14 protein-coding genes are annotated in these 14,957 nt (G+C 39.5%); 6 read left to right on the top strand and 8 right to left on the bottom strand.

What is annotated here, in order from left to right; translation table 11 throughout:
- Positions 1-6 precede the first annotated feature (6 nt).
- Positions 7-1,179: a glycosyltransferase gene (locus tag K6V30_RS20625; RefSeq protein WP_055269015.1), complete on the bottom strand. Its 1,173-nt coding sequence runs from the start codon at positions 1,177-1,179 to the stop codon at positions 7-9.
- Positions 1,180-1,235: 56 nt separating this feature from the next.
- On the bottom strand, positions 1,236-2,261 hold the full coding sequence (locus tag K6V30_RS20620; protein ID WP_010538723.1) for an AI-2E family transporter: 1,026 nt from the start codon (positions 2,259-2,261) through the stop codon (positions 1,236-1,238).
- 367 nt (positions 2,262-2,628) lie between these two features.
- Between K6V30_RS20620 and K6V30_RS20615 the strand changes: the two genes are divergently transcribed.
- Complete coding sequence (locus tag K6V30_RS20615) at positions 2,629-3,411, top strand: hypothetical protein (protein ID WP_224207195.1); 783 nt, start codon at positions 2,629-2,631, stop codon at positions 3,409-3,411.
- Between the two features lie 50 nt (positions 3,412-3,461).
- On the opposite strand, the gene K6V30_RS20610 is transcribed toward K6V30_RS20615, so the two are convergent.
- Complete coding sequence (locus K6V30_RS20610) at positions 3,462-3,917, bottom strand: GNAT family N-acetyltransferase (RefSeq protein WP_010538721.1); 456 nt, start codon at positions 3,915-3,917, stop codon at positions 3,462-3,464.
- 133 nt (positions 3,918-4,050) lie between these two features.
- On the opposite strand from K6V30_RS20610, the gene K6V30_RS20605 reads away from it, so the two are divergent.
- From K6V30_RS20605 to K6V30_RS20585, 5 genes are all read left to right on the top strand, one after another.
- Positions 4,051-4,641 carry a sugar O-acetyltransferase gene (locus K6V30_RS20605; RefSeq protein ID WP_010538720.1) on the top strand — a complete coding sequence of 197 codons (591 nt, stop codon included), beginning with the start codon at positions 4,051-4,053 and terminating at the stop codon, positions 4,639-4,641.
- A gap of 775 nt (positions 4,642-5,416) precedes the next feature.
- On the top strand, positions 5,417-7,894 hold the full coding sequence (locus tag K6V30_RS20600) for a TonB-dependent receptor (protein ID WP_055269013.1): 2,478 nt from the start codon (positions 5,417-5,419) through the stop codon (positions 7,892-7,894).
- Between the two features lie 56 nt (positions 7,895-7,950).
- Positions 7,951-9,030, top strand: coding sequence for a sensor histidine kinase (locus K6V30_RS20595; RefSeq protein ID WP_055269039.1), 1,080 nt, complete (start codon positions 7,951-7,953; stop codon positions 9,028-9,030).
- 53 nt (positions 9,031-9,083) lie between these two features.
- Entirely contained in the window at positions 9,084-10,133 is a 1,050-nt protein-coding gene (locus tag K6V30_RS20590) for a sensor histidine kinase (RefSeq protein WP_168166747.1), read from the top strand.
- Positions 10,130-10,849 carry a LytR/AlgR family response regulator transcription factor gene (locus K6V30_RS20585; protein WP_022301823.1) on the top strand — a complete coding sequence of 240 codons (720 nt, stop codon included), beginning with the start codon at positions 10,130-10,132 and terminating at the stop codon, positions 10,847-10,849. Before K6V30_RS20590 ends, K6V30_RS20585 begins: the two co-directional genes overlap by 4 nt.
- Before the next feature lie 36 nt (positions 10,850-10,885).
- Here the strand turns inward: K6V30_RS20585 and K6V30_RS20580 are convergent, their stop codons facing one another.
- From K6V30_RS20580 to K6V30_RS20560, 5 genes are all read right to left on the bottom strand, one after another.
- Positions 10,886-11,179, bottom strand: coding sequence for a YidH family protein (locus tag K6V30_RS20580; protein WP_022301824.1), 294 nt, complete (start codon positions 11,177-11,179; stop codon positions 10,886-10,888).
- Positions 11,180-11,290: 111 nt separating this feature from the next.
- Entirely contained in the window at positions 11,291-11,728 is a 438-nt protein-coding gene (locus K6V30_RS20575) for a glycosyltransferase (RefSeq protein ID WP_224207194.1), read from the bottom strand.
- A gap of 142 nt (positions 11,729-11,870) precedes the next feature.
- The gene (locus K6V30_RS20570) at positions 11,871-12,431 is read right to left on the bottom strand and encodes a DUF1349 domain-containing protein (RefSeq protein ID WP_224207193.1); all 561 of its coding nucleotides are present in this window, start codon (positions 12,429-12,431) and stop codon (positions 11,871-11,873) included.
- A 223-nt stretch (positions 12,432-12,654) separates the two neighbouring features.
- A complete protein-coding gene (trxA, locus tag K6V30_RS20565; RefSeq protein WP_029425622.1) occupies positions 12,655-13,149 on the bottom strand; it encodes a thioredoxin in 495 nt (164 codons plus the stop codon).
- Positions 13,150-13,445: 296 nt separating this feature from the next.
- The gene (locus tag K6V30_RS20560) at positions 13,446-14,945 is read right to left on the bottom strand and encodes an L-lactate permease (protein ID WP_010538712.1); all 1,500 of its coding nucleotides are present in this window, start codon (positions 14,943-14,945) and stop codon (positions 13,446-13,448) included.
- Positions 14,946-14,957: the final 12 nt, after the last annotated feature.

Here is a 14,957-nt window from a genome sequence, read left to right as displayed (position 1 = left end):
GATTGCTTATCTTCTCATAAAATCTCCTTTTCTCCGGAAAGAACGGTAGAGTTTAAATCTAAGTGACTGGATGGGTTGGAGAATATCGAATACCGGCAGAGAGAAATAATATTTTCTGCCTCCGCCCATTTCTTTGGCTGTTTGATTGATGACGACTGCCTGTACAATATAACGGAATATCCATATCAATAATGCAATTCCGGCAGACAGCCAGTGTAAATGGAGGATACCGATTACAATACCCGCTATACAGACAGCGTAAAACAGTAAACGGGAGAAAGTTTCAAATCCTGATAAATAGCGTTGTATGCCGCGATAATAGCGTGCGGTAGCCATGTAGCTAATCTTTTCTTCCTTCCATTCTTTGTAGTTATATACAGGTTGTATCCGCATGGTTGCATTGATATCCGTTTCTACCCGTGTGTTTGATGGAGTCGCTATCTGGTTGATGAACAGATCATCTTCTCCGCGTTGCAGATTCAGGTAAGTGGAGTAACCTTTTCTTTGGAAGAATAATTCTTTCCGATAAGCCATGTTACGTCCGATACCCATATATGGCTTTCCTGCCAGTGCAAAACACAAATAACGCAGGGACTGGAATAAAGTGTCAAAAGCCACCCGTTTGTGTAGCCATCCTTTGGTCCGGTCGTAACCGCTATATCCCAGCACTATTTGAGTCTGTGAAGTGAAATTGCGTGCCATTAGTTTAAGCCATTGTCGACTGGCAGGCATACAATTTGTTTCTGTAAATACTAACCAGTCATGTTTACTGGCTTTGATACCTAGCGTTAAGGCTAGTTTCTTGTGGCTGATATAGCGTGCACTGTCAGGAGTAAAGCTATGGTAGAGATGAGGGTATTTCTCTTCCATAAATCCCAATACATCCTCTGTTTCATCTGTAGAAGCATCGTTGATAACAATCACTTCGAACTGCGGATAGTCTTGTTCGAGAATGGAAGGTAAGATTTTACGTAAGTTATCAGCTTCATTTCGTGCATAAAGTATTACGGAAAGTGGAGGCATTTCCTGTGTGAAATGCACTTCTTCTTTGCGTACAGCTTTATTGCGGATATGTATTCGATTATACAAGCCGAAATAATAAATGAGCTGAATGATAAAAAGAATACCTGCCGCTGATAAAAGAATCAGTTCAACAGTGTTGAATGTAAATGCTTCCATTGAATTAAAGTGTCGTTTTTACGACTGCAAAAGTACGCATTTTTTTGGTAGCTCCGTCATCTCGAAGGAAGGTTATTTCGTAAATCCAGATATTCTTTCTTGAACATGTCAACAAAGAGAAAGAATAGTGAGAGTAGTAACGGACCAAAGATAACTCCCATAAAACCGAATAGCGGCAAGCCAATTACAACTCCGAATATGGTAATCAGTGGATGGGTATCGGCCATTTTCTTTTGCAGAATAAATCGGATCAGGTTATCAGATTGTGATACGACTATTGCTCCGTAGGCAGCGAGTCCGATAGCATTGAACCAGTCTCCGGTTACAGCAAGATAAGCGGCTACGGGAAACCATATCAGGGCAGTTCCTACCATCGGAATGATGGTGGCAAAGCAGGTAAGAAATCCCAGAATTAATATGTTCGGTGCTCCGAAGATGAGATATCCTATCATGGCTACTCCTCCTTGGATGATTGCTAATAGCGGGATGCCGATAGCGTTGGAACGTACAATCATGTTAATCTCATGAATAACTTCCTGTGTGTTTGCTTCATTAAATGGCAAAATATCATTCACATAAGCCTCCATTTTTTTTCCTCCTATCAGCATAAAGTATAGTACGAATACCATGACAAACAGATTGATGGCAAGGCTGCTGATGCTTTCCATAATGATCTGTCCGATGCGGGGAAGGATGGAGACAATGAATGATATGGTATCTTTCCCTAATACATCGTAACCGGTTTTTTCTTTGATAAACTCTGCCACTTGCTGCATAGGAGCGATGAATGTTTGAGGGTCCAGATTGATATCTTGAAGTTTGCTTACCAATAGCCAGACGGTTAATCCAAGTGGTACCAAAAATACCATAACCGTTTCTGCTGTGATCAGTAATGCGGCAACACTGCGTTTTATTTTCCATCTTTCTGTCAGGTGTGCCATTTGTTTACGTACTAGAATATAAATAGTGAGTGCTCCCAACAATCCCCCTAGAAAAGGGGTGATTTGACGGAAGATGATGATTCCCATAAATAGTATGATGACGATGAGGGAATATTTCCAGTATTGTTCTTTGATGCTCATATCGTGTATTTAGTTATTCTACTTTATAAACAAAAGAACTATGAAAAAGGTTTGGATATCCGGTGTGAGGTTTAAGATAGACAAGTGTTCTTTGGGCTGACGGTATTTCAGATTCTGTCAGGCATTAGTTAATATCCAAATGAATTATGTTAAATGTTAACGAATCTGCTGCTTTTATTAAACCATGTTATAAGATGCTCCGCTCTGCTCCGGAAATTTGGAGATATGCGGAAAGTCCGTATCTTTGTAGTGTGTTTTTCATAGTATTAGATTTAAGGTTAACAAAAAGATTGGCTGTCTGGGATAGATAGCCTTTTTTTATGCCTTTTTTTGTATATTTGAGGGACTTAAAACTTGAATGAATATAATGAGAACAATCCTATTAACTCTGTTACTCTCTGTTGTGGCAATATCAGCCTTTGCACAGACAAATACTTATCCGGAATGTACAAGTCAAGTTGAAGCTATTAATAAGATGCCGTTACGGATAGCGTATCTTGTACCTGTCGATAGTTTAGGTAAATATATGTATCTGGAGTTTGCAGCTCCGAGTATGTGTGATCACTCAGATGTGGTAGCTGATATAGACTATAGGCAGGTCACAAGTTTTGCGACTTTATATTATGATGAAAAAGGAAGGGTACGCAAGACTATCAAATGGTACTCGGATGGGGGTGACCTTAATAATGTCGTTTATTATGATGAACAGGGTAATATCTTATATGCTGTTTATGCGAGCACTTCTGAAAAATATGGGAAACTGTATTCATGCAATTCACAAATTCATATAAATCATTCTTTTTCGGAACTTGACTTCAGAGAAGGATTTCATATTTGGATTAATATGACTACGGAAAACTTGGCGAATGTATATAAGTCTGATTTGAAAATGCCTGAAAATTGTAAATCTGTTACCTTTTTGCCTATAAAGATTGGTGATCGGGCTTTTCTTTGTACCAATCGTGCTTATATTTCACCCAATGGGAGATTGATAAATAAAGATGATAATATGGCAGGTGCATACTTTGGCGGACGCGTTGTTATTGATGATATTAAAGGTGATTGGTGCAAAGTGAGATATACTCTTATAACAGAATCTGACGAAACTGTTGGATATGTACGGGTTGAAGACTTAGAGATTATAAAGTAATCCAGTCTTTTCGGTTTATTTCTATGAAATCTGTTATTGTTTCTATCTGATTATTTTAGAATGATTTCATATACACGAGAACTTTCTCCCCAAGGATGCCAACAATCTCCGATATAGGTGAAGCCTAATCGTTCGTAATACGAAGTATGACTGGTACTTAAGTATAATTTTGAAAAACCGATTTTTTGTGTATCTTTCTTTGCCCGTTCTATTAAAAGACTGGCATAGTTATTTCCTCTGTACTTTTCCTCAATGAATAAGGAAACGAACCAAGGATATAAATCCATACGAGAATTAAAATCATTGCTAACAAGTCCTGCACACCCTACAATTTCATCACCATTCATAAGAAGATACCATTGAGGTATGGGATTTTCGGCTTTTAGAGAATGTCTGAAACAATCGTCATACACCATTTTCGTGTTTTCATTAGCCCATTTACTTTGGAAATAGGCAATAGCTTTTTCTAAATATTGAGGTGAGTCTTTAAGAGAAATGATATTCATGCTTTATATAAAATTACAAGGATTCAATATCGCCAAAGTTATAAAATTATTTTTGAAAATCAACTGCTGTTTCTTTAATCCGGCTAATTCCATATATTTGCAATACATACTGCATTAAAAAATATCGTGATATATGGAAAATAAAGAATTGTGTGAAAGAATGCATTCAGGGGAAATGTATAATGACTTGTCTATAGAATTGGTTCAAAGAAGAGAACGGGCTGTCTTTTTGACTAATGATTATAATTCCACTTATGGAAGACCTAAAGAAGTTCGGGAGGCATTATTACGTAAACTATTGAAACATGTCGGTAATGGTGTTCATTTTGAGCCGCATTTCCGGTGCGAGTTCGGATTCAATATCAGTATTGGAAACAATTTCTTTGCCAACTTTGATTGTATTATGTTGGATGGAAATCTCATTACGATAGGTGATAATGTATTATTAGGACCACGCGTTGGTCTATATACGGCAAATCATGCGCTCGATCCGCAAGAACGTGTTATGGGGGGATGCTATGCTTATCCGATTGTAATTGAAGATAATGTATGGATAGGTGCCGGAGTTCATATTATGGGTGGTGTTACGATCGGGAAAAATTCTGTAATCGGTGCAGGTAGTGTAATCACAAAGAATATTCCGGAGAATGTAATCGCTGCGGGAGTTCCCTGTAAAGTAATCCGGGAAATAACCGAGAAAGATAAAACGGGTTTTTTACCTTGATGTTGATTGCCATTATTTACAATCAATCCGTTCCCATTTGTCGAATAGCCACACCTCAAATCAAAAAAAAAGAACAGAACAAGTAGAATATTATGGGTAAAGTGAGGATTGCTCCGCAGCTACTGAAAAAATGACCTTTCTTAAAAAGTGGATATTTACACGAGTTCTAAAGACCATGATTCCATTACGTTCACTAAGGGGAATAGAATATCTCAATGATTTGTAAGTGTGGATTTTCTTCTTTATGTCATTGGAAGAGATAATTGAATAAATAGTAATCATTTTCTGTTGATGCCTGTTATTTGGAAAGATTAATCATTCGATTTTGTTTCTTATGTCACGTTTTGATTTCTCGATATCTATGACAAACTAGAGAAAAAATAAGCTAAAATAGCCTTTTTATAACTTTCTCATCAAGAAAAAATAGGTTCCTCGGTGAGGAACGAAGTGTTGGTTTTAAAGGAACAAGGTGTTCCTTTAAAACCAACGAGTGTTATATGAACAAGAATAGATGCATATTTTACGTAGTATTATGCAGTGTGGGCTCGCTTTTCTGTATATTATTACATTAATTTATGCAGCATATCCTGTAGTTCATTATTTTTAGAGTAACCTCCTGTTGTTATTATATTAAATTTAGAACATTTAGAGGGGAAGGCATATTTATCTTATCAATCCTATATCTTGTCTACAAACGAGGCGTGTTCGTCTCATTTGAAAAACAGGCAATACTGTATCCCTTATCTTCGTGTCGAAATAAAAAACAAAATAAGTCATGAAGATGAATAAAACTATGTTATTGGGGGAAATAGCAACCCGTTCAGGTATTCCGGCAGATGAATGTGGGATAGTACTTAAAACTTTTGAAAAAGTTCTTTGCGAAGAACTCATACGGAAACTGTATCGCTATGGGGGATGGATATTATTATTGATTGCCTTATTTGTATCAGTTACTGTTTTGGGGCAAACATCGGAACGGAAAGGCCGTCCGGTACAGACCATTCGTGGAATGGTAGTGGATGGAGACTCAAAATACCCTATACCGTATGCGACAGTGAGATTGTCTGACAAAGCAGGGATGGGGACGACAACCGATAGTTTGGGACGTTTCATTATTCCGCAGGTTCCTGTCGGGAGACATACGATAGAAGCAGCATTTATGGGGTATGAACCGGGACTTTTTAGAGAAATACTGGTAACTTCCGCCAAAGAAGTCTATCTGGAAATCCCTCTGAAGGAAAGTGTAAACGAACTGAGTGAAGTCGTAGTCCGTGCCCGAACGAACAAAGAGGAAGCGATGAATAAGATGGCGACCACTGGGGCACGTATGTTGAGTGTGGAAGAAGCGAGCCGTTATGCAGGTGGTTTTGATGATCCGGCACGCTTAGTTTCCGCTTTCGCCGGAGTAGCACCCAGTGTTTCTTCCAATGGCATCTCTATTCATGGTAATGCACCCCATCTTTTACAATGGCGACTGGAAGATGTAGAAATCCCGAATCCGAATCATTTCGCGGATATTGCCACATTGGGTGGAGGAATTCTTTCTTCTCTTAGTTCACAGGTACTCGGTAATTCAGATTTCTTTACCGGAGCTTTTCCGGCGGAATATGGAAATGCTGTGTCCGGTGTATTTGATATGAAGCTACGAAATGGTAATAATCAAAAGAATGAAAACACGATTCAAGTAGGGATTATGGGAATTGATGTTGCTTCTGAGGGTCCTTTGAGCAAGAAACATAAAGCATCGTATATCTTCAATTACCGTTACTCTACCACAGGACTACTGAATCTTGACGGTGGAACGATGGATTATCAGGATTTGAACTTCAAACTAAACTTTCCTACGCAGAAAGCCGGAACTTTCTCAGTATGGGGAACCAGCTTGGTAGACAAATTTAAGAGTGACATGGAGAGAAATCCGGAGAAATGGGAATATTGGGGTGACCGTAGTGAGTCGCGTGACAAACAGTATATGGCGGCTGGGGGTATCAGCCACCGTTATTTCTTCAATAGTGACGCATCGCTGAAAACCACCGTTGCCGCTACCTATTCACAACTGGACGGAGGCGCTTCCATGTTCAATCACGCTTTGGAATCGACTCCTTACATGGATCTTGAATCGAAGCACACCAACCTCATAGTAACCAGTACCTATAATCGTAAGTTCAGCAACCGGTTTACTAATAAAACAGGCTTTACATATACCGTTATGTTCTATGATATGAATCTTTCCATAGCGCCTTACGAAGCCCAGGTACTGGAAACCGTATCTCAGGGGGACGGCAATACAAGTCTGCTTTCTGTCTACAATAGTTCTTCTGTCGGTTTGAGTGACCGTTGGACTCTCAATGCCGGCATCTACGGGCAATATTTGACATTGAATAATAAATGGTCGGTTGAACCCCGTGCCGGTTTGAAATGGCAAGCTAGCCCGAAAGCTACTTTTGCCTTAGCTTACGGAATGTACAGTCGGATGGAGAAAATGGACGTCTACTTTGTAAAAACAAAAAATACAGGAAGTCAATCTGTTAACAAGAATCTGGATTTTACCAAAGCACAGCATATCATGTTATCTTTCAGCTACAAAATTACAGACCGCATGAATCTGAAAATAGAACCCTATGTACAGTTTCTGCATGATGTACCTGTGATGGCGGACAGTTCCTATTCTGTGCTCAATCGCTCTGATTTTTACGTAGAGGATGCCCTTATCAATAAGGGGAGAGGCCGCAATATTGGAATTGACATTACTCTCGAACGTTTTCTGGAGAAAGGACTCTATTATATGGTTTCCGGTTCGTTGTTTGACTCTCGTTACCGTGGTGGAGACGGTGTGTGGTATGATACGAAGTTTAACCGGAACTACGTCATCAATGGACTTATCGGCAAGGAATGGATGTTGGGGCGAAACAGGGAGAATATCCTTAGTGTCAATCTGAAACTGACATTACAGGGAGGGGACCGGTATTCCCCGATTGATGTAGAAGCGACCCTGAAACACCCGGACAAGGAAGTGCAATATGACGAAACGAGAGCATTCTCCAAACAATATTCACCCATGTTTATCGGTAATTATACTGTCAGCTACCGTATCAATAAGAAGAAAGTATCTCATGAATTTGCTGTAAAAGGATTGAATTTCATGGCTACGAAAGAGCACTACGGACATGAATATAATGTGAAAACCGGAAAAATAGATGCAACTGACGGTTCCACGGTTCTGACGAATGTGAGCTATAAACTTGAATTTTAGATATCCGGATAGAAATCTTGAAGGAAAAAGTTTTATCTTCGTACCCAATGAAGCATATGGCAACTGAAACAGCTACAGCAGGCAACGAATCTGCTATTTTATATAGATTACTTGTTAGTCCTGAATTTCGATGGATACGGTATCTGATACTTGTCATGGTGCTGGGCACTATCTCTTTCAATCAGGTGTTCATCATTTTTATGGACTACCGGGATATATTGGGGGGATGGATTTATGTGTTCACTTTTATATACTTGCTTACTTATGTGGGTGTTATCTGCCTGAATCTTTTTTGGTTATTCTCAAGATATTTGTTGAAAAGGCATTATATGGTGTATTTATCATTATTGTCTGTGGCAATGATCGTTGCACTGTTGATACAGATGATTATAGAATATCTGGCTTATTCCTATTGGCCACAGCTTCATGCACGGGGATCGTATTTCTCGGTTCCCATGCTGATGGACTACATATCTTCTTTTATGCTGTCAACGCTTTGTATGATAGGGGGAACGATGACTGTGCTCCTGAAAGAATGGATGATAGAAAACCGACGTGTTTCACAGATGGAAAAGGCACATGCACTTTCTGAAGTAGAGCAGCTGAAAGAGCAGGTCAGTCCCGAACTTCTTTTCAAAACTTTGCATCATTCGGGAGAACTGACATTGACTGAACCGGAAAAGGCTTCGAAGATGTTGATGAAATTGAGCCAGTTACTACGTTATCAGTTATACGATTGCAGCAGGCACAAAGTATTACTTAGCGGTGAAGTTGCTTTCCTTACAAATTATCTGACATTGGAACAGAGTTCCCGGCCGCAATTCAGCTATCAATTTATTTCGGAAGGGGAGGTAAACCGGATGTTGGTTCCACCTTTGCTTTTTATTCCTTTCGTACAGCATATTATGAAGCTGATGCACGAACAGCAGATCGTTCTTCCTGTTTCTCTGAGTATTCATCTGAAAGTTGAAAAAGGCATGATTGTATTCATTTGCATGTGTCCGCAACTTAATCTCTCTGAAGACAGAGGGCTGGAACGAATCAGGCAAAGGCTGGACTTATTGTATGGTGACCGTTACGGATTGTTGTTAACTACTGAATGTATAAGACTGGAATTGAATGGAGGTGAACAATGATAATAAATATAGAAGATAGAAGTACGGTTGATAGAAATCCGTATGATGGAACTATGGATGACAGAGGTGTGACCGCTTTTCTGATAAGCTCTCATTACAGAATATACAGGCATATCCTGTTGCAACTGGTTGTTTTGCTGATTACCATCAATGTCTTTTGGTACGAGCCTTTGCAGACTGTCTCTTTCTGGCGACGCTTGGGAGGGTGTCTGGCATATTTCTTGTCTATGGATGCGGTGATTTATACGAACCTGCACGTGCTGGTTCCCCGTTTTTTATTAAAGAATCGTTTGGGTAGTTATGTTTTGGCAGCTATCATCACCAATCTGGTGGTAATCACTTTTCTTTCAGTTACGCAAGGATTGCTTTTTGAGGTTATTTTGCCTGTCAGGAACCCCGATGGATTTGCTACTTTCATCAATGCCTTTTCGGGCATACTTACTATGGGGTTTGTTACCGCAGGTTCGGCGGCAATTTCATTGTTCACTCATTGGCTGCGTTATAATCTGCGTATTGATAAACTTGAATCTACCACTTTGCAATCTGAACTGAAGTTCCTTAAAAATCAGATAAACCCGCACTTCCTGTTCAATATGCTGAATAATGCCAATGTGCTGATTAAGAGGAATCCGGAAGAGGCTTCCAAAGTTCTTTTTAAGCTGGAAGATTTACTGCGGTATCAGATTAATGACAGTTCGCGCGAAAGGGTCTCTTTAGCTTCGGATATTCGTTTTCTGAATGACTATCTGAATCTGGAAAAAATACGTAGGGATCATTTTCAGTTTACAGTGGAGCAGGAGGGAGACATTGACTCCATTTGGATTCAGCCGTTATTGTTTATTCCGTTTGTGGAGAATGCGGTGAAACATAGTTTTGATAGTGAGCATCCTTCGTCCGTACATCTTTCTTTTAAGGTAGAAGAAAATCGGTTGGAATTTCGTTGTGAAAATTCCACGCTGGCGGTTGCTGTCAGTAACAAGGTAGGAGGTATTGGGCTGGCAAATATTCAGCGTAGATTGGGGCTGTTATATCCCGATCGTTATGAACTGGAACAGATAGAGAATGAAAATCGGTATATTGTAATTTTATGTATAACGCTATGAATTGTATTATTGTAGATGATGAACCATTGGCACGTGAGGCAATGAAATTACTGATAGAGGAGGCGGAATGTCTTCAGTTGGTGGGAAGCTTTAATAGTGCTGCCACAGCTTCTGACTTTATGGAGCAGCATGTAGTAGACCTTGTATTTCTGGATATTCAGATGCCGGGTATTACGGGAATTGAGTTTGCCCGAACTATCTCCAAACGAACATTGGTAATCTTCACTACCGCTTATACAGAATACGCATTAGATAGTTATGAGGTGGATGCGATTGATTATCTGATAAAGCCGGTGGAGGCGGAACGCTTTCAGAAAGCGATTGAGAAAGCGCAGTCTTATCATTCCTTATTGTTGCAAGAGGAAAAGGAAGCGATTGAAACGATTGCGGCTGCCGAATATTTCTTTGTAAAGGCGGAACGCAGGTATTTCAAAGTCAACTTCTCTGATATCCTCTTTGTCGAAGGATTGAAAGATTATGTGATCTTGCAATTAGGCGAACAACGTATCATTACCCGTATGAGTCTGAAAGCCGTTTTTGATTTATTACCGAAGGAGTCTTTTTTACGGGTCAATAAGTCGTATATAGTCAATACAGCCCATATCAATTCGTTTGATAACAATGATATATTTATCAAATCGTACGAGATTGCAATTGGAAATAGTTATCGGGATGATTTCTTTGAAGGCTTCGTGATGAAGCAACAAAGATGGTGATATTTCATGTGATGTTTTACACTGCAACCAGGTATCCTAATCACAATGGGACTGTTTTACATACCCCTTCAATTGTTTACCCATTTGAAAATAACGGATGAAGCCCAGAATGAACAAGATAACTCCGGTTGCGACACATACCCATGCGAGACCGTCCAGACGGGATATACTTTCGATCTGAAATATTCCGATTCCGGCAGTAAGAAGATAGAGTGAAGTACGGATATAAGAGAACAAGGTTCGTACATTGGCCAACTTTGTTCTTTCAATAGCCAGATAATCGCGGAGTATTAACTCCTCATTCTTGAATTTGTCGGTAGATTCCTGCATAAAATGATACTGTTTTTTTATTTTCCTTCGGATATTTCCGAGAATAGCAACTCTTTTATTATTATAACGGAAAATAGGTATAAATAGTTTGTGAAGCATTTTTTTTACCGGCTATTGATTTTCAGACACTATTGATTCTGTAAAGTCACAAAAATTGTCTGTAGATTGTTCGGAACGAATCTTTTCGCCTAACTCTCCTGCATTCTTTTTATATACAGGATTAGCCACTAAATCGTATATCTTTTCTTTTAATTCCCTGTCGGAATCTTTACCTATTTTAATTCGTTCCGGTCCTATCTTTAATTGCTGTACACGATAGGTCCAATAAGGCTGGTCGATGATAAGCGGCATGATCACCTGTGGTTTGCCGGTGCGAGCTACACTATGTGTTGTGCCTGCCCCTCCGTGATGCATCACCGCATCGCAGTGGGGAAATCTCAGACTATGGGGAATCGTATGTGTCAGTAGGAAAACGTCTTTCTCGTTTGCTAACGTGTGTATCTTCGAACTCATCGAACGAAAGGAACTTCTTGTGCGTTTGGTTTTCATTTTATGATTAGCTTAAATTTTGGGTATATCATTTTTTATTCCTCTGGCAATGTCCTCATATCATCAAGTGCTCTCGGCAGATATTTTATTTCACTAAAATCCCCGGTAAATCCGTTCCCACGCGATCCGTGTACAGCAAACCCTACTTTAATTTACCAGTAGTATTGAGGTTGAAGTTTCGTACCATAGACCAGTTTTTATTGTCCGGGGAATAAAAAAATGAGTACTCAGAGCCTCTCTTTACGATTGCCATATACGCATAGTCACCGGCTGGCATTGAATTACAGTCATCTGAAAACGTACGAGTCACAACAGATACAATTGTCGGCATAAGATTGACAGAGTTCTCGTAACAGAACTTGGCCCAAGTCTCGTCATCCTGATAGACAACAAGTGCCGCCACATCATAAACAGCTTTTAGTTTGCCTGTTACTTTGGCACTAATAGTGAAATTCGCTTCCGGTTCAAAGAGTATAAGCGGAGCATTTACCACTTTGGGCTTGCCGGAAGGACTATTGAAAAGGTTAGTCTTCCTGCTGGCGGTCATACTGATTGAGTTTCCTTTTATTTTGTAATCAACAGGCTGATTGTGTATTAGTAAGTTATGTGGAATAGTGGAAATCTGCTCTGTTGGAAGCGGTTTCTGTGCTGATGTGGAAACAGCTAAAAGCAAGACAAAGATGGAGGTAATAATCGATTTCATAAATGTATTATATTGATTCCTGAACAAATGTATGTAAAATATTCGAATCTTGTATCGCTTTGATATACACAATATTACCTTTTTTCTGTCAGATATATCTGTTGTTCTTCAATCTGATACCATATCGGAAAACATAAGAGTGGTTTATATACAATTAGCCCTCTATTAACCTTAAAGTACTAATAGAGGGCAACTACTTATCAAGAAAAAAGTTGAAGTTAGTTTATTTAGCTTCGTTGTTCTGTTTTAAAAGAAATTCGTCAATTGCTTTTTTTAGTTGGTCTTTCGGCAGCGCTCCTTGTGAAATTCTCGGCTCTTCCTTCATAGGGATCATCAGCAGGGTTGGAATACTGCGGATGCCGAATGCGGCAGCCAATTCCTTTTCTTTATCTACATCGATCTGATAGATATCTACTTTACCACTGTACTCCTTGCTAAGTTCTTCGAGAACGGGGTGAAGTGCTTTACACGGACCGCACCAGGTTGCGTAAAAATCAACGATTGCAGGTCTGCTTCCTTCAAACTTCCACTCTTTCGGGTTGGCTTCATAGTTATATACTTTCTTCAAGAAATCGGCTTTATTTAATGATACTACTTCCATTTTATTTTCCTCCTTTGTTGGTTCGTTACTCTTTTTATTTTCTCCGCTGTTTCCTGCGCAAGCTGTGCTTGCCAGTACAATAGCGAAAGCACTCATTAAGTTTTTTATTAGTTTCATATTCTTTTTCTTTCTATTTGTTATTTCTGATGCAAAGATAGGGTGATTGTAGCACTTGAGAAATGGCAATTTGGCTGGAACACTTGGCTAAATTTCCCACAGACAGTTACTGAACGCTAAAATTTGTCTTTTATTCTTTGGAAGGGATGAAAATTAGCATTGTTTTGGTCGCTCTAAAATAGGGCATTCAAACATGGTGACGCTATCCTGTTGTTATAGCGTCACTATGTATATAGGATAGCGTCACTATATCAACAGGATAGCGTCACTATAATTCTGTTCTCATTTTCAGGAGATTAACTGAAGATATAAACGATAATTCCGGTAATTACCACATAAGCCAGTGCATACGGGATAGCGGCTTTTAGAATTTCTCCTTCCTTTCCTTGTTGGTTTCCGGCAGAAGTTGCGATAGCAATACTTTGCGGAGAAATAATTTTACCACCTGTAGCACCTACTGTATTTGCAGCTGATAACCAGTCCGGACTGACATGGATCTGTCCGGCGACACTGGCCTGTAATTTTCCGAAAAGGATGTTGGATGATGTATCACTTCCCGTGATAAAGGTTCCTAAACATCCGATGACCGGAGCAAACAGCGGATACAAACTTCCGGTGGCGGTAGCCAACGCCGAAGCAATAATAGCAATCATTCCCGAAGCATCCATAATGGTGGATAACCCGACGAGACAAATTACTGTAATGAAGGTTTTCTTCAATTGTTTTACGGTATTCCAAAGTACAATGAACAGTTCTTTAACTTTCGCTCCCTGTATTAAGCCGCCGATAAAAGTACCAAGGAAAAGTAGTACACCTGCATGAGTCAGCCAAGAGATAGTATAGTTCACAGTGGAAGCATTGATAGGCAAGCTGATTCTTGTAATCCAGTTATTTTCTAATGTACTTCTCAATTCCGGGAAAAGCGGACTGGTGAGGATAATCAGGAATAAAATCAGTAAATAGATGCTCCATGCATTGAGTATGTCTTTGGTTCTCAGCGTACTTTTTCGTTCTTTTTCTTCTTTGGACGCAGTCAGCTTCCCATAGAGGACAATGACAATGATCGAAAGAATACTTCCGATGATGGCAGGTGACTCTGCTCCCATGTATCTGGCAGCCAGATATTGTCCGGCCAGAGAAACACCTCCGACTAATAAAGCCAGAAATATATTCTTAGGAAGAGCCTTTAATTTAGGATTAGTGAGGAAAAGCAAAACTAAAGGAATAAGGAACATAAGTACTGATAATTGCAATACGACATTGGTACTAAGATGCAGTACGTCCAGATTTGTTTCCTTTGCCAATACTAATACCGGAGTTCCGATTGCTCCGAAAGCTGTTGCTACGCTGTTGGCTATCAGGCTGACTGTAGCCGAGAATATCGGCTTAAATCCCAGACTGATAAGAATCGCTGCCGGGATGGCAACCGCCGTTCCGAATCCTGCCATCGCCTCCAGTAATCCTCCGAATCCCCATGTCAGTAATAACACCTGAATGCTTTTGTCTGTAGAGATAGAAGTGAACTGCTGTTTGATGATCTCCATTTTTTCTGTTTTCAGCAATACGTTGTAACTGAAAATAGCCATCAGGATAATGATTAAAATAGGAGAGACTGCTTTTAGCGCTCCATATAAAAAGGAATAAAACAGGTTATCTACGGAAAAAGCAAAGCCGAAAAGAGCGATTAACATAGTTACAATTAACGAGATAATACTACTTTTGTCTCCGGACATTTTGAAGAACGCCATCAATACAATCAATAGCAATACCGGAATAATAGCAAGGATTAGTGTCATAATTCTAAATTT

This window comes from Bacteroides faecis, assembly GCF_020091505.1.
GTDB classification, from domain to species: Bacteria; Bacteroidota; Bacteroidia; order Bacteroidales; family Bacteroidaceae; genus Bacteroides; species Bacteroides faecis.
Note: the sequence above shows the minus strand (reverse complement) of the source record. Positions and strands in the feature narration are given on the sequence as shown.